The sequence below is a fragment of the Pseudomonas frederiksbergensis genome, from assembly GCF_003732705.1.
GTDB lineage: Bacteria > Pseudomonadota > Gammaproteobacteria > Pseudomonadales > Pseudomonadaceae > Aquipseudomonas > Aquipseudomonas frederiksbergensis_F.
Genome location: NZ_MOBR01000008.1, coordinates 111,205 through 135,031 on the forward strand (window position 1 = coordinate 111,205; position 23,827 = coordinate 135,031).

A 23,827-nucleotide genomic window follows, 5' to 3' on the forward strand; every position below is an offset into this window, starting at 1 on the left:
AAGAGCACGGCAGCCGGCGATGGCTGTCTTAAGACCTACGCGTTGTAGGAGCACGGCTTGCCGGCGATAGCGGTTTTGAGACCTACGCGTTGTAGGAGCACGGCTTGCCGGCGATAGCGGTCTCGAGGGCGCTATCGCGAGCAAGCTTTGCTCCTACGGATCCAGGATTATTGGATGATCAGGTTGTTGAACAACAGATCCTCAACCACCGGCTTGCCGGTTTCGTCGTTCATCACTTGCTGAGTCTGCTTCAACGCTTCCTGACGCAGCTTTTCCTTGCCCTCGACGCTGTTCATCGCCTCGGTGGTCTGCTGGGTGAACAACGCCACCAGTTGATTGCGAATCAACGGCTCGTTGGCCTTGACCGCTTTGGCCGCCTCGTCACCGGTCACCCGCAGCGCCACATCAGCCTTGAAGACCTTCAACTTCGGCGTGCCATCCAACCCATAGTTACCCACGAACGGCGGGCTCAGGGTCAGGTAGCTGACTTTCGGGGCCTCGCCTTCTTTGGCGGCTTCTTCGGCCACTGCTGCCAAAGGCAGAGACAGGGCCAGCAACAACATGATCCACGCTTTCACAATTCGCTCCTTATCCGGTTTGCGGCCTAGCATATCGACCCGCCGCGCAAGCACAAGCTTATGGCTGACTATCAGGGCCGGGCATGCTCGTTGACCCATCGACTCACACACCTACACTTATCGGCCATCACTCCCAAAGGAATAGCCCTGATGAAAGCCGTGCTCTGCAAAGCCTTCGGCCCCGCCGAATCGCTGGTGCTGGAAGACGTCGCCAGTCCTGTCGCGAAGAAGAACGAAATCCTGCTGGACGTGCACGCCGCCGGGGTCAACTTTCCGGACACGCTGATCATCGAGGGCAAATACCAGTTCAAGCCGCCCTTCCCGTTTTCACCGGGCGGAGAAGCGGCGGGCGTGGTCAGCGCGGTGGGCGAAAAGGTCAGCCACCTCAAGGTCGGTGACCGAGTCATGGCCCTGACCGGTTGGGGCAGCTTTGCCGAGCAGGTCGCGGTGCCGGGCTACAACGTGCTGCCGATCCCGCCGTCGATGGACTTCAACACCGCCGCCGCTTTCAGCATGACCTACGGCACCTCGATGCACGCCCTCAAACAACGGGCCAACCTGCAACCGGGCGAAACTCTGCTGGTGCTCGGCGCGTCCGGTGGCGTCGGCCTGGCCGCCGTGGAAATCGGCAAAGCCATGGGCGCCCGGGTGATTGCCGCCGCCAGCAGCACGGAAAAACTCGCCGTGGCCAAGGCCGCCGGCGCCGATGAGCTGATCAACTACAGCGAAACCAGCCTCAAGGACGAAATCAAACGCCTGACCGATGGCCAGGGCGCCGACGTGATCTACGATCCGGTGGGCGGCGACCTGTTTGACCAGGCTGTGCGCGCCATCGCCTGGAACGGCCGCTTGCTGGTGGTGGGTTTCGCCAGCGGACGCATCCCCGAATTCCCCGTGAACCTCGCCCTGCTCAAAGGTGCGTCGGTGGTGGGCGTGTTCTGGGGCTCGTTTGCCCAACGCCAACCCCAGGACAACGCGGCGAACTTCCAGCAGCTATTTGCCTGGTTTGCCGAGGGCAAATTGAAGCCGCTGGTGTCGCAGGTGTATCCGTTGAGCAATGCGGCGCAGGCGATTAATGATCTGGGCCAGCGTAAAGCAGTCGGGAAAGTGGTAGTGCAGGTTCGCTGAGCCTGATGAAGCGGTCTGGAAGGCAAAATCCGGATCGCTTCTTCTTTATTTGAAGGACATTTCCCAAAACCCCGCACGATTCTGGCTCGAAGGCGCACAAAGGCTTACGCAGTAACCTTTCCCACACCGCCCTACACTTATACCTGAGCGACATGTTCATAAAGGAACACGCGATCTCCAACATTTCCGCTGTTTGGTCAATGCGAACCGGTGCTATTTTCGGTAACGAAACTGTAACATTCGCATCCGCAGTCAAAACAAGAAATTTGGAGCTCTTGAATGTTTGCTTTCTTTCGACCTGCCGCACATCAGGCTCCCCTGCCTGAAGAAAAAATAGACGACACCTATAAACGCCTTCGCTGGCAGATCTTCGCCGGGATTTTCATTGGGTATGCGGGTTACTACCTGCTGCGCAAGAACTTCACGCTGGCCTTCCCGGACCTGATCGCCCAAGGCTACACAAAGGGTCAACTGGGTGTGGCCATGTCGGCGATTGCGATCGCCTACGGTCTGTCCAAGTTTTTGATGGGCATTGTGTCCGACCGCTCCAACCCGCGTTACTTCCTGCCCTTCGGCCTGATCGTGTCGGCCGGGGTCATGTTCGTTTTCGGCTTCGCTCCTTGGGCGACGTCGAGCGTGACGATGATGTTTATCCTGTTGTTCATCAACGGCTGGGCACAAGGCATGGGCTGGCCACCGAGCGGCCGGACCATGGTGCACTGGTGGTCGCAGAAGGAACGCGGCCAGGTGGTCTCGGTCTGGAACACCGCGCATAACGTCGGCGGCGGCTTGATTGGTCCGCTGGCGATCCTCGGCATGGGCTGGTTCAACGATTGGCACAGCAAGTTCTACGTCCCGGCCGCCGTGGCGCTGCTGGTCGCCGTATTTGCTTTCATTGTGATGCGCGATACGCCGCAATCGACCGGCCTGCCGCCGATCGAGAAGTACAAGAACGATTACCCGGAAGGCTACGACGCCAGCCACGAAGAAGAATTCAGCGCCAAGGACATCTTCGTCAAATACGTGCTGCGCAACAAAATGCTCTGGTTCATCGCCCTGGCCAACGTTTTCGTCTACTTGCTGCGCTACGGCATCCTGGACTGGGCGCCGACTTATCTCAAAGAGGTCAAGCACTTCGACTTCGACAAGACGTCGTGGGCGTATTTCCTCTACGAGTGGGCGGGCATTCCGGGCACGCTGCTGTGCGGCTGGATGTCGGACAAGGTCTTCCGTGGCAATCGTGGCCTGACCGGCATGGTGTTCATGGCATTGGTGACCGTGGCGACGATCGTGTATTGGCTGAACCCGCCGGGCAACCCGATGATCGACATGATCTCGCTGTTCGCGATCGGCTTCCTGATCTACGGTCCGGTGATGCTGGTGGGTTTGCAAGCGCTGGAACTTGTGCCGAAAAAAGCCGCCGGTACCGCCGCTGGTTTTACCGGCCTGTTCGGTTACTTGGGTGGGTCAGTCGCGGCCAGTGCGCTGATGGGCTACACCGTGGACTATTTCGGCTGGGATGGCGGCTTCATCCTGCTGGTAGCCGCCTGCTTGCTGGCGATGGCCTTCCTGGCTCCCACGCTGGGGCACAAACAAAGCGCCAGTCAGACCCGCGAAGAAGCGATCGCCTGATCAGACTTTGATTTGCAGCGCTTGAGCCGCGCCTCCAGATTCCGGTCTGGCATGGCGTGGCTACGCAGGGCGTTGGCGGTCTGCTCGACATAATCGCGAGTGGTGCCGTAACGCCCGCAAGCGCTTTCGAATACCTGGCTCAGCACGTGATCCGGCAAGTTGCCGGCATAGCTGGGCAGGTGCCGCTCCAACACGAATCCCAATGCCTGAACCTGGCTTCCGTCTTCAAGACGGCAGTTGAGCCAGTGCGGGCGATAGGACGGAAACGGCATTTCACGCTGCCACAAGGCATAGAGCGAGGCTTCAAGTTGTTCTTCGGGAAGGCGATAGGCAAAGCCGCTGCAAGAACCACCGCGATCCAGACCAAACACCAGGCCCGGCACTTCCGGCGTGCCGCGATGTTCGTGGGACCACAGGTACAAGCCGCGATGGTAGCCGTGGACTCGGCCGCGCACGCGTTCCACCGCCGCGCATTCCGGGCGCCAGATCAGCGAACCGTACGCAAACAGCCAGACCGGCCCACCCTTGTGGCGCGCCATGGTTGCCTGCATCGAGCTGAGCAATTGTTCGTGCGTAAGCTGCGGCCCAAGATCGAGCCGCGGAGGGTAAGCCAGGTTCAAAAATGCAGATTCAATGGCGCTCATGGCGAATAGCGTTCCGCTCCCCGCGAATAAAGAATTACTTAATAGAACGCACCGCTGTAACAATAAGGCACATATGTTTTAAGGCAATTTAAGTGCCATGGCACAGTTCTTAAATAATTGCCCATATGGCATATAACCTACCGGCATTTATATAAATCTATAAATACCGATCGGCTATATAGGGAGTTATAACGATTTAAGACCGCGGAGCATAAGCAAATACATCAGCACGCATCTGATGAGCATCCATCCCCGCTTCAACCAAGGCATCCAGCGTGCCGTAGACCATCGCCGGAGAGCCGCTGGCGTAGACATGCAGCGCCTTCAGATCCGGGAAATCCTCGCACACCGCCTCATGCAACATGCCGCAGCGCCCTTCCCAGCCGCACTGATCGCTGACAACTTTATGCAGGAACAGATTGGGCAGTTTCAGCCATTCGTCCCAATGTTCGATCTCATAAAAATCTTCAGGACGACGCACGCCCCAGTACAGGTGCACTGGATGCTTGAACCCGGTGGCGCGGCAATGTTCGATCAGGCTGTGGATCTGGCCCATGCCGGTGCCGGCGGCAATCAGCACCAATGGCCCGTCGGGCAATTCAGCCAGATGGGTATCGCCGAAGGGCATTTCGATGCGCACCATGGCGTTGCGTTGCAGCTGTTCGATCAGGCTCAGCGCACTGGATTCGCGCGCCAGCACATGGATTTCCAGGTCACGCCCGGCATGCGGTGCGGAAGCCAGGGAGAATGCGGATTTTTCACCGTTCTCGCGCTCGATCATCAAATACTGGCCGGCGTGATAGCGCGGTGGCTTACCGGCCGGCGCCCGCAGGTGAACCCGAAAGGTATCCCCGCCGACATCCCTGCATTCAATGACCTGACACGACAAGCTGCGCACCGGCAGTTCTCCCAGCGCGAGCACGCCATCCCACAGCACGATGCAGTCTTCCAGCGGCTCAGCTATGCAAGTGTAGAACTCGCCGTGATCACGCACATTGCCGGCCTGTTCAACCCGGCCTTCCACCAGCAACGCCGCGCAGACGTGGCAATTGCCGTTGCGGCAGCTTTGCGGGCATTCATAGCCCAAGCGCCGCGCGCCATCGAGAATCCGCTCGCCGGGCAATATCTCAAGCACTGCTCCGGAGGGCTGCAAGGTTACACGCATCAATCTATTCCTAACTGATTCCAGATGGCATCGATCCGTTTTGTCACGGCTTCATCCTTGACGATTACCCGGCCCCACTCGCGAGTGGTTTCGCCCGGCCATTTATGCGTGGCATCGAGCCCCATCTTCGACCCCAGGCCGGACACCGGCGAGGCGAAGTCGAGGTAGTCGATCGGCGTGTTATCGATCATCACCGTGTCGCGCTTGGGGTCCATGCGCGTGGTGATGGCCCAGACCACGTCGTTCCAGTCTCGCGCGTTGATATCGTCGTCAGTGACGATAACGAACTTGGTGTACATGAACTGTCGCAAAAACGACCAGACACCGAGCATTACCCGCTTGGCATGACCGGGATACGACTTCTTCATGGTCACGATGGCCATGCGGTACGAGCAGCCTTCGGGCGGCAGGTAGAAGTCGGTGATTTCCGGGAACTGCTTCTGCAGGATCGGCACGAACACTTCGTTTAGCGCCACACCGAGAATCGCCGGCTCATCCGGTGGACGGCCGGTGTAGGTGCTGTGGTAGATCGGTTTGATCCGGTGGGTAATGCGTTCGACGGTGAACACCGGGAAGCTGTCGACTTCGTTGTAGTAACCAGTGTGGTCGCCGTACGGACCTTCATCGGCCATTTCGCCCGGATGGATCACGCCTTCGAGGATGATTTCAGCGGTGGCCGGTACTTGCAGGTCATTGCCACGGCACTTCACCAACTCGGTGCGATTGCCACGCAGCAGACCGGCGAAGGCGTATTCGGAGAGGCTGTCCGGCACCGGCGTCACGGCACCAAGGATGGTCGCCGGGTCAGCGCCCAGGGCTACGGACACCGGGAACGGCTGGCCGGGATGCTTCTCGCACCACTCGCGGTAATCCAGCGCACCGCCACGGTGGCTCAACCAACGCATGATGACCTTGTTGCGGCCAATCACTTGCTGGCGGTAGATGCCGAGGTTCTGCCGGTCCTTGTTCGGACCTTTGGTGACGGTCAGGCCCCAAGTGATCAGCGGGCCGACGTCGCCGGGCCAGCAGGTCTGCACCGGCAGCATCGCCAGGTCGACGTCGTCGCCTTCGATGACCACTTCCTGGCACACCGCGTCTTTGACGACTTTCGGCGCCATGGCGATGATCTTGCGGAAGATCGGCAGCTTGGACCAGGCATCCTTCAAGCCCTTCGGCGGCTCGGGTTCCTTGAGGAACGCCAGCAACTTGCCGATTTCACGCAGCTCGCTGACCGCCTCGGCGCCCATGCCCATGGCCACCCGCTCGGGGGTACCGAACAGGTTGCCGAGTACCGGGATGTCGTAGCCGGTTGGGTTCTCGAACAGCAGCGCCGGGCCTTTGGCCCGTAGCGTGCGATCACAGACTTCGGTCATCTCCAGCACAGGAGAGACCGGAATCTGAATGCGTTTCAACTCTCCGCGCTGCTCAAGCTGCTGCACGAAATCCCGAAGGTCCTTGAATTTCATTGATGATGGCACCCGTAAAATAGGCGTACATCCTACCTGCTCTGCCGGCCGCTGGCAGCTTATCGCTGCTTACTTGGCCGCATTCACGTTGCCATTGCCGAGTGCGGCTTGGGCCTGCATGCGCTTGAACAGCGGCTCAAGCACCGGCGCCACGAAGCGTGCACCAATCTCCGACAGGTGATTGTCGTCGGTATACAGCGAATGACCGTTGAGCTCGACACGGCACAGGCCCGATGAATCACACAGCCGAGGTGCAGGGTCCACCACCGCCACCCCGGAGTCGCTGGCAGCGATTTGCGCGAACAACTGGCTGATAAACGCCTGGCGCTTGAGGTGGACAGCCACGTCCATGCCCACATCCGCCGTCGGACGGTGCAACATCGCCAATCGACTGAGGCGGTACGGCGGACTGAACGGTTGCAATGGCACCTCCTTGATCAGCCAGACGCGATGCCCGCCAGCGCGCAACTGCTGGACCCTGGCGCGTAATCCATCCGCCAGTTGTTGTTCGGCAACCGTGCGGTCATAGCGGCCGCCGGGCTTTTTCAAGGCATGGCCCAGATCACCTTTCACATCGCCGTAGAGGTACAGACTCCAGCGCGCGACCAGCACCACATCGCCCACCGACTGCGGTTTCAAGGCTTGCTCGACCCGCCGATTAAAACGCGCGCAGGTCTGGTCATACTCCAGGCCCGCAACCGGCAGGCAACCGGGAGAACTCGCCAACATCACACTGACGCCATGCTTTCGCGCTCCATCGTCAAAGATTGGAATCAGCGCGGTGGCGTGACTGTCGCCCCAGACCAGCGTCTTGCTGGACGCAATCGCGGGGTCGCCATAGCGGCAAAAGAGTTTGTCATCAGGCGTTTTGTCGTCCACCAGGCACTTCATCAGTTCCGGGCGCCATTCCTTGCCTTTTGCATACTGCAAAGCCTCATCAGACAAGCGTGAGGGCAAGCCATCGGTCCAGCGCAATGCCTGACCGGCAAGGCCGAGCACCAGCACACCGAAGCCGGCCGCAACCAGGATCTGCCGACGTCCCGCCAGCAGCCGACGCTCGCGGAACGGCGTCTCGACGAAGCGCCACGACAGGTAACCGAGCATCAGTGTGAGCAGGATCAATCCCGCGACTTCAACCGGCCCGGACTCTTCGACACTGGCATAGCTGGCGAAGACAAACACCGGCCAATGCCACAGGTACCAGGAATAGGAAATCAACCCGAGCCCCACCAACATGCGACTGGCCAGCAGACCGCCGACCAACGTCTGCCGATGCCCGTTGGCCCAGATCAGCGCGATCACGCCGAAGGTCGGCAACAGCGCCGCGACGCCGGGGAATGGCGTGCTTTTGTCGTAGGCAAACACCGCCAGCAGAATAAGACCGAAGCCGAACAGGCTGACGGCTTGAGCGCCGGTCGTGGTGAGGCGCCAGTGACCGCGTGGCGCGACCGCCAGCATCGCGCCAGCCAATAGCTCCCAGGCACGCATCGGCAACAGGAAAAAGGCTTTCTCGGGATGATGCGCCACGGCCCAGACGCTGAGCCCGAACGACAGCAGCAACACACCGAACAACGCCAGCCGCCAATGCTTAAGGCGACTCGACAGCAGCGTCAGCAATAACGGGAAGACAATGTAGAACTGCTCTTCAACCGCCAGCGACCAGGTGTGCAGCATCGGTTTGAGATCGGAAGCCACATCAAAATAGCCGTCCTGGCGCATGAACAGAATGTTGGAGACGAACATCACCTGGTAGCGCACCGAGCGCCCCAGTTCCTCGTAGTCCTTGGGCGCCAGCAGGAACCAGCCCACCGCCAGCACCGCGAGAATCATCACAAACAGCGCCGGCAGGATCCGCCGGGCACGACGGGCCCAGAAATCGACAAAGCTGAAACGCCCGGCCTGACGCTGGTTCCAGATGATCGAAGTGATCAGGTAACCGGAAATCACGAAGAAGATGTCAACACCGACAAAGCCGCCGGTAAATCCAGGAACGCCAAAATGGAACAACACGACCGCGATCACGGCGATTGCCCGCAAGCCGTCGATATCCCTTCGATAAGCCAGTGTGCTCATAAACAGAAAATGCCAGTCAGATTAAAGTTCTGGGTTCGTCGACCCACTTCGTTTCTGTACTGACCAACCCTAGTCGTAAACCTTCCTTTTTTTTTTGCAAAAAAAAATGGCGCCCCGAAGGACGCCATTCTTAGCGGTTGGAAAACCGTCTTACTTACGCTTCATCGACAAGAAGAACTCGTCGTTGGTCTTGGTCGTTTTCAGCTTGATCAACATCTTGGTTTGCGCAGCCCTACGGGGCACCTTGCCGACGCCATCATTTGGCGTGTTGCTTTGGTGTACCAGCGGTTTCATCGATTCATCGCCCACCCTACTGCGTCGCTTATTTCGGACATGACTGAGGTTCCGGCAGGTGCAGCGGGGTTTTGATCGGGTATTCAGGGCTGCCGTAGGCGTAGCAGGAGGTGGTGACCTGGAGCTCATCGCAGGGCAGGAAATGCACGGTGAGGCCACAGATTTTTTGGCCGGTGTAGTCGGGGACGGGGATGACTTTGCTCAGTTGGCGTTTTTGCGCATTTACCTTTCCTTTCCAAGCCAAATATCTTGGCCAATCCCCAAAACCCGGAAAGTCATCGGAGTAAGCCACTCCTGTTTCCCAATCTACACGCACCGTCATCCCCGGCTGCCAATGCGACGAAACAACATAACAGCAGCCTCCTCCGCCACCCCGATACGGACCAATGATGTCGACTCCCGAACGCCCATCGACACTGAAACGATTGATCGCCCAATGGGTGTGATTAATGGCTTCAAGGGTGCTCGCCTGAGCACTTTGCATAAGCACGGCCCCAACCACGCCGCAGAGCGCCGCCACTAACACACGGCGCGCAATGGGGGTGACCATGGTTTTTCTTCCTGCAACTGGGCGACGAAAAACAGGATCAGGTCGACGCATCGTTCACCTCGCCAACCTGGGCGTAAAACGCGTCCCAATGTGCCTCGATGGCCTGCTGGGCCTCGGCCATCCGTTGCGCATCCATGACCGGCGGTTGAGCCGCAACGACCGATTCAGAAACTGGCAACTGGATGCCCGCCGCGAGCAGCGCCGCTTTGGTTTCATGATTCAGTGCCAGCTCCCGTCGGCTGGCTTCGCCGAAGAACACCATGCGTTCACGGAAATAGCTGCCCATGGGCTCACGCCCGAATTTGTAGAGGAACCAGGCGCGGGAATCGTGGACCTGGTCATCGAACAGCGCGCGCAACAGTCCCGCCGGCTGCGTGGCGTTGACGGTTTCGTCGACGGGGCCACGGGTCTTGTCGTCGGGATGATTGGTGTAACCAGGCGGCGGCGGGAACAGTTGGCGGACCCTGGCCCGCCCCGCCGCTTTCATCTGTCGGCACTCGACGCGAGCGTCGGCGGTGATGATGCGCAGAACTACCACTGTTCCCGCGTTCGCCGGTAACACCCGGCTCAGGCTGGAGGCCAAGTGGTCAGGGTCGCGGTACGCCGCAGCGAATTCTTCGGCGGTTTCGCGCAGCTGGGTTTGCGCCATGTCCGCGTCGAAATCCTTGACGCCGGGTTGCAGCGGATTTTTAGGTAGGCGGCTATTGCGTTCGTGGGCCAGCTGCTCTCGACGACTTTTTTCGACCGCTTTCTGTGCTTTGTCGCGTGTGTCTTTGGCTTCTTCGCGCACAGTCGCGTCGGCCTGGGTATCGGTTGCCTGATGGTAGAACGCGGTCTGCTTTAGGCTGGCGAAAGCGTAACGGTCGATGCGCCAGGCAGTGATCCAACCCAACTGCGCGCGAACTGCGTGTTCCAGCGTTGTGGTGGATGTGAGGGGTTGGTAGCGCTCTATCTTTTCAGCAGGTAATGGCTGTAAGACAGGAGGAAGGCCCAACGTCATCTGCCGCCAAGCATTGAAGCGGTTGACTAAAGTTGGTGCAGCTTCAAACCCTTGTGCGACATCATCTTCCATCGCTCGCCACATCTCATGCCGCAATCCTATTGGTAAAGAATCTTTCGGAACCTTGAGGGGCGCGCCGTGAGCGAAGGCATCAGCGTACAGGTCGTTCAGGGCAATCTGTGATAGCAGAAGTGCGTCCCCTACCCGAACATCTTTACTTAATGCCTTCCCCTGATCCCCCGGCAGATACCCGCCACCCAAATCCGAATGCACTCCCGGGTAGATCACTTCCACACTATTCACCGGATAACCGCCACTCTCGCGACGAATCGACTCCAGCGGAAAACACAGACGCTGCTCAAAACTCGCCGCCAGGTGCAGGCAACGCTTGACCAGCCCGCCACCGGGCAATTCCTGGTTGCCGTCGGCCCAGGCCATATGACCGTCCGCCCCCGGAAGGATGTCGGCGATGCCTACCGAGGCCACGGTGTCCAGCAACCCCAGGTACTCCACGCTCAGGGGAAGTTCCAGATCGCCCAGCTTCAGGAACGAGCGGTAACGCATCAGCTCATTCAACCAGCTCACAAAGGCTCTCGCCGCTGCCGCGCCACGGGAAAATCCATAGACATACAGCTTAATGCCCAAGAGTTTCGAGGTACCGGGATTGGGTTGTGCCAGCGCGAGGCTCAACGGTTTTTCGATGGCCTTGAGTTGCTTGCGAAACTCAACGCTACGGTTCGACCGCCCCATGGCCCACTCCGTCCCCACCACTGTGCCCATGGCCCCAACCGCCGCCTTCAGGCTCGCGTTGTCCAGCCTCGGCAGACCCAACGTACGCCGCAGGGCGTCAATGAGCATCAACAGGCCCCAGTTGATCCGCTCCTCTCCGAACCAGGCGCCAGCCAGCCCGCTGATGGTGTAATCCAGGTCGCCGACTTCCGCAAACGGCGTGCCGACGCCGGGCATGTAGTACTTGAAGTACTGGCCATTGCCGGTGCCTGCTGCATCAGTCAAACGCGAGGCTCCTTCGCTGTGCGTGGTTCCACCGGCATGCCCGTCACCGACCGTGGCACGAAACAACCGGGCGATATTGGTCGGGTGCGGCGTATCGGATTTATACAAATCGTCGTTCAGGTTATTGCCGGTGCCGTCGAAGAACAGGCTGATGTGCAAGGTCTTGCAACACGGTGGCGTAACCCGGTAACCAGCCGCCAGGCACAAAGCATCCTGATAACCCCGCTCTTGTTCGCACTGGCGCAGGATGTTCTGTTGAACCTGCTCGACGCGACGAGGCAATCGGCCTTGCAATGGAAACGGCGGGGGAAGCCAGACACTGGAGTGTTTCATTGCAGACATGACTGAGGCTCCGGCAGGTGCAGCGGGGATTTGATCGGGTACTCGGGGCTGCCGTAGGCGTAGCAGGAGGTGGTGACCTGGAGATCATCGCAGGGCAGGAAATGCACGGTGAGGCCGCAGACTTTTTGGCCGGTGTAGTCGGGGACGGAGACTACTTTGCTGTGCCTTCGCTTTTGAGAATCAATTTTTTCAATCCAGGCATAGTATTTTTCCCGGTCTGCAAAACCGGGAAAGCCCGCTGAACTACCCGTTCCTGTTTCCCAATCCACACGCACCGTCATCCCCCGCTGCCAGCGCGACGGCACGACGTAACAGCAACCTCCCCCACCCCCCTGGTACGGGCCAATGATGTCGATTCCCGAACGCCCATCGACACTGAAGCGGTTGATCGCCCAGTGGGTGTGATTGATCGCTTCCAGAGTGCTCGCCTGGGCGCCTTGAGTTAACAAGGCCCCCATGAGCGTTGCGACAAAGCGCCTGGCCGTCGAAAACGTGGGCATGAAGTCAATTTCCTTTTCATTGAAGTCCTGTCATTTAAAAACCAGACAATTCGCCGAGCGCGGGGGCCTCGCGCTCGAGAAACGGCAACGTCTGGAAGACAAATGATGCAGTGGACGGTCAACTACTGCCGCCTCAATGACAGGGTCATCGGGACGAATAGGAAATTTCCATCAAGGGGGATATTCGTTTTCCTACGCTTTGTGGGTGTCGGTTCAGGTAGGAGAAGTCAGATGGTGTAAACCCTTATTCAGGACGGAACACGCGCACAAAAAAAGGGCGCCCTGTCAGGGGCGCCCTTTTTTGTGAAGCGTACTTCGTCTTACTTACGCTTCATCGACAAGAAGAACTCGTCGTTGGTCTTGGTCGTTTTCAGCTTGTCGACCAGGAACTCGATGGCAGCGATTTCGTCCATCGGGTGCAGCAGCTTGCGCAGGATCCACATACGCTGCAACTCGTCGTCGGCGGTCAGCAACTCTTCGCGGCGGGTGCCGGAACGGTTGATGTTGATAGCCGGGAACACGCGTTTTTCAGCGATGCGGCGATCCAGAGGCAGTTCCATGTTGCCAGTGCCTTTGAATTCCTCGTAGATCACTTCGTCCATTTTCGAGCCGGTTTCAACCAGCGCGGTGGCGATGATGGTCAGCGAGCCGCCTTCTTCGATGTTCCGCGCGGCGCCGAAGAAACGTTTCGGTTTCTCCAGGGCGTGGGCATCGACACCACCGGTGAGCACTTTGCCGGAGCTCGGGATCACGGTGTTGTAGGCGCGAGCCAGACGGGTGATGGAGTCGAGCAGGATCACCACGTCTTTCTTGTGTTCGACCAGGCGCTTGGCCTTCTCGATCACCATTTCGGCAACCTGCACGTGGCGGGTTGGCGGCTCATCGAACGTCGAGGCAACCACTTCGCCGCGCACGGTGCGCTGCATTTCGGTGACTTCTTCCGGACGCTCATCGATCAGCAACACGATCAGGTGAACTTCAGGATTATTACGTGCGATGTTCGCTGCGATGTTCTGCAACATGATCGTTTTACCGGCTTTCGGCGGTGCAACGATCAGACCGCGCTGGCCTTTGCCGATCGGGGCGCACAGGTCGATGACACGACCGGTCAAATCTTCGGTGGAACCGTTGCCGGCTTCCATCTTCATGCGCACGGTCGGGAACAGCGGGGTCAGGTTCTCGAAGAGAATCTTGTTTTTCGCGTTCTCGGGACGATCGTAGTTGATCGTATCGACCTTGAGCAGAGCGAAATAACGCTCGCCTTCCTTTGGAGGGCGGATCTTGCCAACGATGGTGTCACCGGTGCGCAAGTTGAAGCGACGGATCTGGCTCGGCGAGACGTAGATATCGTCTGGGCCGGCGAGATAGGAAGCGTCAGCGGAGCGGAGGAAGCCGAAGCCGTCCTGGAGAATCTCCAGCACGCCATCACCGGAGATTTCCTCGCCGCTTTTCGCGTGCTTTTTGAGCAGGGAGAAAATCACGTCCTGCTTGCGCGAACGGGCCATATTTTCTATGCCCATCTGTTCGGCCAATTCGAGCAGTTCGGTAATCGGCTTTTGCTTGAGTTCAGTCAGATTCATATAGGAATGACGTAATCATTTATGGAGGGGGGGAAATTAAGCTTTTGGCTTAATGAGGCCGCGCCGCAGAGAAGGCGACAGGATCGCGTACTTATTCGAAAAGGAGTGCGTCGGCGACGGCTAGCAGGGGGCAGTGGAGAAACCAGTGCGGGGCCGAATGTACCACCTGAGTTTCAGAGCGTCTAGCCCTGAATACGCAAAAAGCCCCGCAATATGCGGGGCTTTTTTTACAACGTCGCCGACTTAGATGTTGGCGTCGAGGAATGCAGCCAGTTGCGACTTGGACAGCGCGCCAACCTTGGTCGCTTCCACGTTGCCGTTCTTGAACAGCATCAGGGTAGGGATACCACGCACGCCGTGCTTGGCCGGGGTTTCCTGGTTTTCGTCGATGTTCAGTTTGGCGATGGTCAGCTTGCCTTTGTAAGTCTCAGCAATTTCGTCCAGAACAGGAGCGATCATTTTGCAAGGGCCGCACCATTCAGCCCAGTAGTCGACCAGTACAGCGCCTTCGGCCTTGAGTACGTCGGCCTCGAAGCTAGCGTCGCTAACGTGTTTGATAAGATCGCTGCTCATGGAAGTCTCCAGGTTGTAAGCAAAAAAACGTGGCCCATCATAGCCGCCCTTCCCTCGTTCAGGAAGGTGCAGATGATTGAGTCTCGCTATGGTGGTCCATGAGTTTGGGTATAGCTCAAGTCAAGACGTGGCGGGAGCGACGAAGGCAATTCCGGTGCGCAGTGCCGCATTGCGCACATGCTCCTGCATCGCTTTCTGCGCCGCGACAGACCCCCGGCGCGCCAGTGCGCGGAGGATTTTGCGGTGTTCCTGCCAGGTTTCCATGGCGCGCTCGGCCCGGATGAACGGTAGCTTCTGGCTCTCCAGAAAGATGTCGGCGCTGGCGGTCAGGATGCTCAGCATCGCCTGATTACCGCTGGCCAGCAGGATGCGCCGGTGAAATTCAAAGTCCAGCCGCGCCGCGGCATCGAAGTCGCCGGCCTTCAGTTCGTTGCGCATGGCGGCGACGTTGTCTTCCAGGGCATCGAGTTCAAAAGTACTCAACGTCACGGCCGCCAACCCCGCCGCAAAGCCTTCCAGGGCATAGCGCAACTGAAAGATATCCAGTGGCGACGCCTGGGCCGCAAACGGCCAGCTCGCCGCTGCATCACCTCGGGGCACATCCACCGCAGACTGCACAAAAACACCTTTGCCCGGCTGGATAGTGATCACGCCCAGCGCGCTCAGGGACGACAACGCCTCACGCAATGACGCCCGACTGACCCCCAATTGCACCGCCAAGTCCCGTTGCGAAGGCAACGCATCCCCCGGCCCGAAGCCCTGTTCGGTAATCAGTTTGCGGATGGCTTGCAGCGCCACTTCGGGTACGGCGCGAGAGATCGAATTCATGGTTTTTCAGACGAACCAGGCCAATGAGCGGCTAGTTGTAAAGCTATTCGAGGCGCCCGGCAAGTCGTGCCCCACCGGGGTTCGATGCGCCAGAGCGATGCGCTATCGGGGTGCGAAATGCGCCCTGACTGTTCAGACCAGTAAGACCGAAAAAACCCAGTAAAACCGCGGCCTGCCACCCGCAATTCCCGATGTTGGCATGCCCCGTGCTCTGTCGAATCGCAGAAATCACTTCCGCCGATTCGGAGATTTGCCATGACCCAGCGTTACAGCGCCCTCCTCGCCGCCCTGTTTGCCAGCCTGATGCTGAGCCAGGCGCCCGCCCACGCCGACGGTCTGGAGGATGTGGTCAAGCGCGGCACCCTCAAGGTCGCCGTGCCCCAGGACTTCCCGCCGTTCGGCTCGGTCGGCCCGGACATGAAACCCCGTGGCCTGGACATCGACACCGCCAAACTGCTGGCCGACCAGCTCAAGGTCAAACTCGAACTGACCCCGGTCAACAGCACCAACCGCATTCCGTTCCTGACCACCGGCAAGGTCGATCTTGTGATTTCCAGCCTCGGCAAGAACCCTGAGCGCGAGAAAGTCATCGATTTCTCCCACGCCTACGCGCCGTTCTACCTCGCCGTGTTCGGTCCGCCAGACGCCGCCATCAAAAGCCTGGATGACCTCAAGGGCAAAACCATCAGCGTTACCCGTGGCGCCATCGAAGACATCGAGTTGACCAAAGTCGCCCCTGAAGGCGTGACCATCAAACGCTTCGAAGACAACAACTCGACCATCGCCGCCTACATCGCCGGCCAGGTTGACCTGATCGCCAGCGGCAACGTGGTGATGGTGGCGATCAGCGAGAAAAACCCGAAACGCATTCCAGCGTTGAAAGTGAAGCTCAAGGATTCGCCGGTCTACGTCGGGGTGAACAAGAACGAAACGGCGCTGCTGGACAAGGTCAATCAGATCCTCGCCACCGCCAAGACCGACGGTTCGCTGGAGAAAAACTCCCAGACCTGGCTGAAAGAGCCACTGCCGGCTGATCTCTGATCGCCGCAGGGGGGGACTGTCCATGGCTTACCAGTTCGATTTTCTACCGGTGGTGCAAAACACCGACCTGTTACTGCGCGGTGCGCTGTTCACCCTGGAACTGACGGCCGTCGGCGCGGTGTTCGGCGTGGGTCTGGGCATCGTCGGGGCGCTGGTGCGGGCGTGGAACATCCGTCCGTTCTCGGCGATTTTCGGCGTCTACGTCGAGTTGATCCGCAACACACCATTTCTGGTGCAGTTGTTTTTCATCTTCTTCGGCCTGCCGTCCCTGGGTGTACAGATTTCCGAATGGCAGGCGGCGGTGCTGGCGATGGTGATCAACCTCGGGGCGTATTCGACCGAGATCATTCGCGCCGGCATTCAAGCGATCCCTCGCGGCCAACTGGAAGCCGCCGCCGCGTTGGCGATGAGCCGCTTCGAAGCCTTTCGCCACGTGGTGTTGCTGCCGGCGCTGGGCAAGGTCTGGCCGGCACTGAGCAGCCAGATCATCATCGTCATGCTCGGTTCGGCGGTGTGTTCGCAGATCGCTACCGAAGAGCTGAGCTTCGCCGCCAACTTCATTCAGTCTCGCAACTTCCGCGCCTTTGAAACCTACGCCCTGACCACGCTGATCTACCTGTGCATGGCGTTGCTGATCCGCCAACTGCTGAACTGGATCGGCCGCCGCTACATATCGCGGAGCAGCCAATGAGCGATTTCACCTTCTGGGACATCGTGCGCAACCTGCTCACCGGCCTGCAATGGACGTTGGCACTGTCGCTGGTGGCGTTTATCGGCGGCGGTTTGATCGGTTTACTGATCATGGTCATGCGCATTTCGAAAAAGACCTTCCCCCGCAGCTTCGCCCGCACCTACATCGAACTGTTCCAGGGCACGCCGCTGCTGATGCAGTTGTTTCTGGTGTTCTTCGGCGTGGCATTGGCCGGAGTGGAGATTTCACCGTGGATGGCCGCTGCGGTGGCGCTGACGCTGTTCACCAGCGCTTACCTGGCGGAGATCTGGCGCGGCTGCGTCGATTCGATTCCCAACGGCCAGTGGGAAGCTTCGTCGAGCCTGGCGCTGAATCCGCTGGAGCAATTGCGCTACGTGATCCTGCCCCAGGCCCTGCGCATCGCCGTGGCGCCGACCGTGGGTTTCTCGGTGCAAGTGGTCAAAGGCACCGCCGTCACCTCGATCATCGGCTTTACCGAACTGACCAAGACCGGCGGCATGCTCGCCAACGCCACGTTCGAACCGTTCATGGTCTACGGCCTGGTCGCCCTTGGTTACTTTTTGCTCTGCTACCCCTTGTCCCTCAGTGCGCGCTACCTGGAAAGGAGACTGCATGCCTCTGCTTAGAATTTCGGCCCTGCATAAATATTACGGCGACCACCATGTGCTCAAAGGCATCGACCTGAGCGTCGAGGAAGGCCAGGTGGTGGCGATCATCGGCCGCAGCGGCTCGGGCAAATCCACTTTGCTCCGGACCTTGAACGGTTTGGAGTCGATCAACGACGGCGTGATCGAAGTCGATGGCGAATACCTCGACGCCGCTCGCGCTGACCTGCGCAGTTTGCGGCAGAAGGTCGGGATGGTGTTCCAGCAGTTCAACCTGTTTCCGCACCTGACCGTGGGCGAGAACGTGATGCTGGCGCCGCAAGTGGTGCAGAAAGTACCCAAGGCGAAAGCTGCGGAACTGGCGCGACAGATGCTGGAGCGGGTCGGGCTCGGGGAGAAATTTGATGCGTTCCCTGATCGCTTGTCCGGCGGCCAACAGCAACGCGTGGCGATTGCCCGGGCTTTGGCGATGTCGCCCAAGGTATTGCTGTGCGACGAGATCACCTCGGCGCTGGACCCGGAACTGGTCAATGAAGTGCTAAGCGTGGTCCGGCAACTGGCCAAGGAAGGCATGACCCTGATCATGGTCACCCACGAAATGCGCTTTGCCCGGGAGGTTGGGGATAAGTTGGTGTTCATGCACCAGGGCAAGGTGCATGAGGTGGGGGATCCGAAGGTGTTGTTTGCCAATCCGCAGACGGCGGAGTTGGCGAATTTCATCGGCACCGTTGAGGCGGCGGGCTGAAAGATTTGCGGTTGATGATCGTTCCCACGCTCCGCGTGGGAATGCCTCAAAGGACGCTCTGCGTTCCAATGGGACGCGGAGCGTCCCGGGCTGCATTCCTTTGCTGCGCGTGGGAACGATCGGGCTGAGTGCTCTAGATCAAGGCTTTGCGCCGTACGCGTTGGCGCCAGCGTTTGATCGTGGCACGATGTCGGGGTTATCGACCGAGACCCCCTGACCATGCCGCAATCCCAAGCCAAGAATCTGTCCCTGATCGCCGCAATCGACCTGGGCTCCAACAGCTTTCACATGGTCGTGGCCAAGGCCCAGAACGGCGAGATCCGTATTCTTGAGCGCCTCGGCGAAAAGGTCCAACTGGCCGCCGGCATCGACGATGAGCGCCAGCTCAACGAAGAATCCATGCAGCGCGGGCTCGATTGCCTGAAGCGCTTTGCCCAACTGATCAACGGTATGCCCCCCGGCGCCGTGCGGATCGTTGGCACCAACGCCCTGCGCGAAGCCCGCAACCGTGCCGAATTCATCCGCCGCGCCGAAGAAATCCTCGGCCACCCGGTGGAAGTCATCTCCGGCCGTGAAGAGGCGCGCCTGATCTACCTCGGCGTCTCCCACACCCTCGCCGACACTCCGGGCAAACGCCTGGTGGCCGACATCGGCGGCGGCAGTACTGAATTCATCATCGGCCAGCGCTTCGAGCCGCTGTTGCGCGAAAGCCTGCAAATGGGCTGCGTCAGCTACACCCAGCGTTATTTCAAGGACGGCAAGGTCACCCCGGCCCGTTACGCCCAGGCGTATACAGCGGCACGGCTGGAGATCATGAGCATCGAGCACGCCCTGCATCGCCTGACCTGGGATGAAGCCATCGGCTCCTCGGGCACCATCCGCGCCATCGGCCTGGCGCTGAAGGCTGGCGGGCATGGCACCGGCGAGGTGAATGCTGAAGGCTTGGCGTGGCTCAAGCGCAAACTGTTCAAACTCGGCGATGTCGAGAAGATCGACTTCGAAGGCATCAAACCTGATCGCCGCGCGATTTTCCCCGCCGGCCTGGCGATTCTCGAAGCGATCTTCGACGCCCTCGAACTGCAACGCATGGACCACTGTGAAGGCGCCCTGCGTGAAGGCGTGCTCTACGATCTATTGGGTCGTCATCATCACGAAGACGTCCGTGAGCGCACCCTCAGTTCGCTGATGGAGCGTTACCACGTCGATCTGGAACAAGCGGCACGGGTTGAACGCAAAGCCCTGCATGCCTTCGATCAAGTGGCCGAGGACTGGGACCTGGACGACGGTGTCTGGCGCGAACTGCTGGGCTGGGCCGCCAAGGTCCATGAAGTGGGCCTGGACATCGCCCACTATCACTACCACAAGCACGGCGCCTACCTGATCGAGCACTCGGACCTGGCCGGGTTCTCCCGGGAAGACCAGCAAATGCTCGCGCTACTGGTGCGCGGTCACCGCCGCAACATTCCCCGGGACAAGTTTGCCGAATTCGGCAGTGATGGCAGCAAGCTGATTCGCCTGTGCGTGCTGTTGCGCTTTGCGATCCTGTTCCACCACATCCGCGGCACCCAGGAAATGCCCCAGGTCGTACTGCGCGCCAACGGCGACAGCCTGGATGTGTTGTTCCCGACCAACTGGCTGGACGAAAACCAACTGACCCAGGCCGACTTCGCCCTGGAGGCGGAATGGCTGACGCGGGTGGGGTTCACCCTGAACGTTCGCTGAGACCCGCCGAACACGGTCCTGTAGGAGCAAGGCTTGCCCGCGATGGCGATCTTGTGGGCGCTATCGCCGTAGGAGCAAAGCTTGCTCGCGATGGCGATCTTGCAGGCGCTATCGCGAGCAAGCTTTGCTCCTACAGGGCGGAAGCGGAAACAAAAATGGCGATCCGCAGGGATCGCCATTTTTTATTGCCCGACGTTCGCTTTTAGCGAACGGCCAGAATCGGACTACCCAACCGCTCCAGCAAGGTCGCCTGGGCGCTGCGTGGGTTCTGGTTGCCGGTCGGGGTGTTGCGGATGTAACGACCATCCGACTGCAGGCTCCAGCTGTGGGTGTTATCGGTCAGATACAGCTCCAGCTCTTTCTTGACCCGCATGATCAGCTTCTTGCCTTCCACCGGGAAGCAAGTCTCGACGCGCTTGTCGAGGTTGCGCTCCATCCAGTCGGCGCTGGAGAGGAACATCTGCTCTTCGCCGCCATTGAGGAAGTAGAAAACCCGGGTGTGTTCCAGGAAGCGACCGATGATCGAGCGCACGTGGATGTTGTGCGAGACCCCGGCGATGCCCGGACGCAAGCAGCACATGCCGCGCACTACCAGATCGATACGTACCCCGGACTGACTGGCCTTGTACAACGCGCGGATGATCTTCGGATCAGTCAGCGAGTTGAACTTGGCGATGATGTGCGCCGGTTTGCCGTCGAGGGCGAACTGCGTCTCCCGGGCAATCATGTCGAGCATGCCCTTCTTCAGCGTAAACGGCGCGTGCAGCAGCTTCTTCATGCGCAAGGTCTTGCCCATGCCGATCAACTGACTGAACAGTTTGCCGACGTCTTCACACAACGCGTCATCCGAGGTCAGCAGGCTGTAGTCGGTGTACAGACGGGCGTTGGCCGCGTGATAGTTGCCGGTGCCCAAGTGCGCGTAACGCACGATTTCACCGGCCTCGCGGCGCAGGATCAGCATCATCTTGGCGTGGGTCTTGAAGCCGACCACGCCATAAATCACCACCGCACCGGCCGCTTGCAGACGGCTGGCCAGTTGCAGGTTGGATTCTTCGTCGAAGCGCGCGCGCAATTCGATCACCGCGGTGACTTCCTTGCCGTTACGCGCCGCGTCTACCAGCGCATCAACGATTTCCGAGTTGGCGCCGGAGCGGTACAACGTCTGGCGGACCGCCAATACATGCGGGTCCTTGGCGGCCTGACGCAGCAGATCGACCACAGGGGTGAACGATTCGAACGGGTGCAGCAGCAGGATGTCCTGCTTGCTGATCACGCTGAAAATGTTCTCGCTGTTCTGCAGCAGTTTCGGGATCTGCGGCGTGAACGGCAGGTATTGCAGCGCACGCTGGCTGTCCAGGCCGGTGATGCTGAACAGGCGAGTCAGGTTGACCGGACCGTTGACCTGATACAACTCGGTCTCGTGCAGGTTGAACTGCTTGAGCAAGTAGTCGGACAGGTGTTTCGGGCAGGTGTCGGCGACTTCCAGACGCACCGCATCGCCGTAGCGACGGGAGAACAACTCGCCGCGCAGGGCGCGAGCCAGGTCTTCCACGTCTTCGGTATCGACTGCCAGGTCGGCGTTTCGGGTCAGGCGGAACTGGTAGCAGCCCTTGACCTTCATGCCCTGGAACAGGTCATCGGCGTGGGCGTGGATCATCGACGACAGGAACACGTAGTTGTCGCCAGGACCGCCAACTTCTTCCGGAACCTTGATCACCCGTGGCAGCAAACGCGGCGCCGGGATGATCGCCAGGCCGGAGTCGCGACCGAAGGCGTCGATGCCTTCGAGTTCGACGATGAAGTTCAGGCTCTTGTTCACCAGCAACGGGAACGGGTGCGTCGGGTCAAGGCCGATCGGTGTGATGATCGGCGCGATCTCGTCGCGGAAATAGCGGCGCACCCAGGTTTTGATCTTGGTCGTCCAGTGACGACGACGGATGAAGCGGACCTGATGTTTCTCCAGTTCCGGCAACAGAATGTCGTTGAGGATCGCGTACTGGCGGTCAACATAACCGTGCACCAGCTCACTGATTCGGGCCAGGGCCTGGTGCGGTTGCAGGCCATCGGCGCCAGCCTGTTCACGGGCGAAGGTGATCTGCTTCTTCAGACCGGCCACGCGAATCTCGAAGAACTCGTCCAGGTTGCTGGAGAAAATCAGCAGGAACTTCAGCCGTTCCAACAACGGATAGGACTCATCCAGCGCCTGTTCCAGCACGCGGATGTTGAACTGCAGTTGCGAGAGCTCGCGATGGATGTAAAGGCTACTGTCATCCAGGCCGGGAATGGCAATCGCCGGGGCTGCGGGCGCAACCTCGACCACCACCGCGGGTGGAGTAGGCTCCAGCTCCGGCGGGGTTTCGGCGATTTGCTCTACCACGGCTTGAGCTTCCTTTACTGCAACTTCAGAGAGTCCTTCGGTATTCATCGAATGTTCCTGGGAGGGCTATTTTTGCTCTCGTAACAATTGGGCAGCGCGCACGGCAAAATAAGTCAGGATGCCATCTGCGCCTGCACGTTTAAAAGCGGTCAGGGATTCGAGGATAACCCCTTCGCTCAACCAGCCATTCTGGATCGCCGCCATGTGCATGGCGTATTCGCCGCTGACTTGGTAAACAAACGTCGGCACTTTGAATTCTTCTTTAACCCGGTAAAGGATGTCCAGATACGGCATGCCTGGCTTGACCATGACCATGTCTGCGCCTTCTGACAAGTCCGCCGCCACTTCGTGCAGGGCTTCGTTGCCGTTGGCCGGGTCCATCTGATAGGAGGCCTTGTTGGCCTTGCCCAGGTTCAGCGCCGAACCCACCGCATCGCGGAACGGGCCGTAATAGGCGCTGGCGTATTTGGCCGAGTAAGCCATGATCCGCACATTCACGTGATCGGCCAGCTCAAGGGCTTCGCGGATCGCCTGGATGCGACCGTCCATCATGTCCGACGGGGCCACCACCTGAGCGCCGGCGGCGGCGTGAGACAGGGCCTGCTTGACCAGTGCATCGACGGTAATGTCGTTCTGCACGTAGCCTTCTTCGTCGAGGATACCGTCCTGGCCGTGGGTGGTGAACGGGTCCAGGGCGACGTCGGTGATCACACCCAACTCAGGGAATCGATCACGCAACGCACGGGTGGCGCGCTGGGCAATGCCGTCCGGGTTCCAGGCTTCAGCGGCATCCAGCGACTTGAGTTCCGGCGGCGTCACCGGGAACAGCGCGACTGCCGGAATCCCCAGCTCGACCCACTTGGCCGCCTCGATCAGCAACAGATCGATGGTCAGGCGTTCCACGCCCGGCATCGACGCCACCGCTTCGCGACGGTTTTCACCGTCCAGCACAAACACCGGCAAGATCAGGTCATCGACGGTCAGAACGTTTTCACGGACCAGTCGACGCGAGAATTCATCACGGCGGTTGCGACGCAGGCGGGTTGCAGGAAACAAACGGTTGGCGGGGGTAAAGCTCACGGCAGACTCCTGAGCCCGCGCTGGCGGGCGAGCGTGACAGTTATAAGCGGCCATTATGACGAACACATGACACTTATGTGCGACCTGCGTCACGTAGCCGCATTCCATTGTCCTTGTAGGAATTGTTCACGTCGAGACACATTTGGACACTTTCATGAATGTGCACGAAGGGTTAGGC

Annotated in this window: 21 protein-coding genes; 7 read left to right on the forward strand and 14 right to left on the reverse strand. The window is 59.6% G+C overall.

Annotated features, from left to right (window positions below):
- Window positions 1–167: 167 nt before the first annotated feature.
- The gene (locus tag BK667_RS09610; protein WP_123509725.1) at window positions 168–578 is read right to left on the reverse strand and encodes a flagellar basal body-associated protein FliL; all 411 of its coding nucleotides are present in this window, start codon (window positions 576–578) and stop codon (window positions 168–170) included.
- 150 nt (window positions 579–728) lie between these two features.
- Here BK667_RS09610 and BK667_RS09615 point away from each other — a divergent pair, with 150 nt between their 5' ends.
- A complete protein-coding gene (locus BK667_RS09615; protein WP_123597464.1) occupies window positions 729–1,706 on the forward strand; it encodes an NADPH:quinone oxidoreductase family protein in 978 nt (325 codons plus the stop codon).
- Window positions 1,707–1,985: 279 nt separating this feature from the next.
- Window positions 1,986–3,338, forward strand: coding sequence for a glycerol-3-phosphate transporter (gene glpT, locus BK667_RS09620; protein ID WP_123509723.1), 1,353 nt, complete (start codon window positions 1,986–1,988; stop codon window positions 3,336–3,338).
- Here glpT and BK667_RS09625 read toward each other — a convergent pair.
- The 11 genes from BK667_RS09625 to BK667_RS09670 form a co-directional block, all read right to left on the reverse strand.
- Window positions 3,311–3,982 carry a gamma-glutamylcyclotransferase gene (locus BK667_RS09625; protein WP_123509722.1) on the reverse strand — a complete coding sequence of 224 codons (672 nt, stop codon included), beginning with the start codon at window positions 3,980–3,982 and terminating at the stop codon, window positions 3,311–3,313. The genes glpT and BK667_RS09625 overlap by 28 nt on opposite strands.
- Window positions 3,983–4,178: 196 nt before the next feature.
- Window positions 4,179–5,147 carry a CDP-6-deoxy-delta-3,4-glucoseen reductase gene (locus BK667_RS09630; protein ID WP_123509721.1) on the reverse strand — a complete coding sequence of 323 codons (969 nt, stop codon included), beginning with the start codon at window positions 5,145–5,147 and terminating at the stop codon, window positions 4,179–4,181.
- A complete protein-coding gene (ubiD, locus tag BK667_RS09635; RefSeq protein ID WP_123403932.1) occupies window positions 5,147–6,613 on the reverse strand; it encodes a 4-hydroxy-3-polyprenylbenzoate decarboxylase in 1,467 nt (488 codons plus the stop codon). The genes BK667_RS09630 and ubiD overlap by 1 nt, the downstream gene beginning before the upstream one ends.
- A 69-nt stretch (window positions 6,614–6,682) precedes the next feature.
- The gene (locus BK667_RS09640) at window positions 6,683–8,686 is read right to left on the reverse strand and encodes an acyltransferase family protein (RefSeq protein WP_123597465.1); all 2,004 of its coding nucleotides are present in this window, start codon (window positions 8,684–8,686) and stop codon (window positions 6,683–6,685) included.
- Window positions 8,687–8,836: 150 nt separating this feature from the next.
- A complete protein-coding gene (locus BK667_RS33240; protein ID WP_185058193.1) occupies window positions 8,837–8,980 on the reverse strand; it encodes a hypothetical protein in 144 nt (47 codons plus the stop codon).
- Window positions 8,981–9,008: 28 nt separating this feature from the next.
- Window positions 9,009–9,530, reverse strand: coding sequence for a Tli1a family immunity protein (gene tli1a, locus BK667_RS09645; protein ID WP_185058194.1), 522 nt, complete (start codon window positions 9,528–9,530; stop codon window positions 9,009–9,011).
- A 37-nt stretch (window positions 9,531–9,567) separates the two neighbouring features.
- Window positions 9,568–11,886, reverse strand: a complete 2,319-nt coding sequence (locus tag BK667_RS09650; protein WP_123597466.1) for a Tle1 family T6SS lipase effector — start codon at window positions 11,884–11,886, stop codon at window positions 9,568–9,570.
- Complete coding sequence (gene tli1a / locus BK667_RS09655; RefSeq protein ID WP_123597467.1) at window positions 11,874–12,386, reverse strand: Tli1a family immunity protein; 513 nt, start codon at window positions 12,384–12,386, stop codon at window positions 11,874–11,876. The genes BK667_RS09650 and tli1a (BK667_RS09655) overlap by 13 nt, the downstream gene beginning before the upstream one ends.
- A gap of 320 nt (window positions 12,387–12,706) precedes the next feature.
- Window positions 12,707–13,966 (reverse strand): transcription termination factor Rho, encoded by a 1,260-nt coding sequence (gene rho, locus BK667_RS09660; protein ID WP_007942421.1) that lies wholly within the window; start codon window positions 13,964–13,966, stop codon window positions 12,707–12,709.
- Between the two features lie 243 nt (window positions 13,967–14,209).
- The gene (gene trxA, locus BK667_RS09665) at window positions 14,210–14,539 is read right to left on the reverse strand and encodes a thioredoxin TrxA (RefSeq protein ID WP_003177349.1); all 330 of its coding nucleotides are present in this window, start codon (window positions 14,537–14,539) and stop codon (window positions 14,210–14,212) included.
- A gap of 120 nt (window positions 14,540–14,659) precedes the next feature.
- Window positions 14,660–15,367: a FadR/GntR family transcriptional regulator gene (locus tag BK667_RS09670; protein WP_123597468.1), complete on the reverse strand. Its 708-nt coding sequence runs from the start codon at window positions 15,365–15,367 to the stop codon at window positions 14,660–14,662.
- 255 nt (window positions 15,368–15,622) lie between these two features.
- Between BK667_RS09670 and BK667_RS09680 the strand changes: the two genes are divergently transcribed.
- The 5 genes from BK667_RS09680 (at window position 15,623) to ppx (ending at window position 20,192) form a co-directional block, all read left to right on the forward strand.
- Window positions 15,623–16,408 (forward strand): transporter substrate-binding domain-containing protein, encoded by a 786-nt coding sequence (locus BK667_RS09680; RefSeq protein ID WP_123597470.1) that lies wholly within the window; start codon window positions 15,623–15,625, stop codon window positions 16,406–16,408.
- A 22-nt stretch (window positions 16,409–16,430) separates the two neighbouring features.
- Window positions 16,431–17,099, forward strand: a complete 669-nt coding sequence (locus BK667_RS09685) for an amino acid ABC transporter permease (protein WP_123597471.1) — start codon at window positions 16,431–16,433, stop codon at window positions 17,097–17,099.
- A complete protein-coding gene (locus BK667_RS09690; RefSeq protein ID WP_123597472.1) occupies window positions 17,096–17,746 on the forward strand; it encodes an amino acid ABC transporter permease in 651 nt (216 codons plus the stop codon). Before BK667_RS09685 ends, BK667_RS09690 begins: the two co-directional genes overlap by 4 nt.
- Window positions 17,733–18,470, forward strand: coding sequence for an amino acid ABC transporter ATP-binding protein (locus BK667_RS09695; protein WP_123597473.1), 738 nt, complete (start codon window positions 17,733–17,735; stop codon window positions 18,468–18,470). Before BK667_RS09690 ends, BK667_RS09695 begins: the two co-directional genes overlap by 14 nt.
- Before the next feature lie 219 nt (window positions 18,471–18,689).
- A complete protein-coding gene (ppx, locus tag BK667_RS09700; protein ID WP_123509714.1) occupies window positions 18,690–20,192 on the forward strand; it encodes an exopolyphosphatase in 1,503 nt (500 codons plus the stop codon).
- Window positions 20,193–20,394: 202 nt separating this feature from the next.
- Here ppx and ppk1 read toward each other — a convergent pair whose 3' ends face one another.
- Both ppk1 and hemB read right to left on the reverse strand, forming a co-directional pair.
- Window positions 20,395–22,617, reverse strand: a complete 2,223-nt coding sequence (ppk1, locus tag BK667_RS09705) for a polyphosphate kinase 1 (protein ID WP_123509713.1) — start codon at window positions 22,615–22,617, stop codon at window positions 20,395–20,397.
- 18 nt (window positions 22,618–22,635) lie between these two features.
- Window positions 22,636–23,649, reverse strand: coding sequence for a porphobilinogen synthase (gene hemB, locus BK667_RS09710; RefSeq protein WP_123597474.1), 1,014 nt, complete (start codon window positions 23,647–23,649; stop codon window positions 22,636–22,638).
- Between the last annotated feature and the right edge of the window lie 178 nt (window positions 23,650–23,827).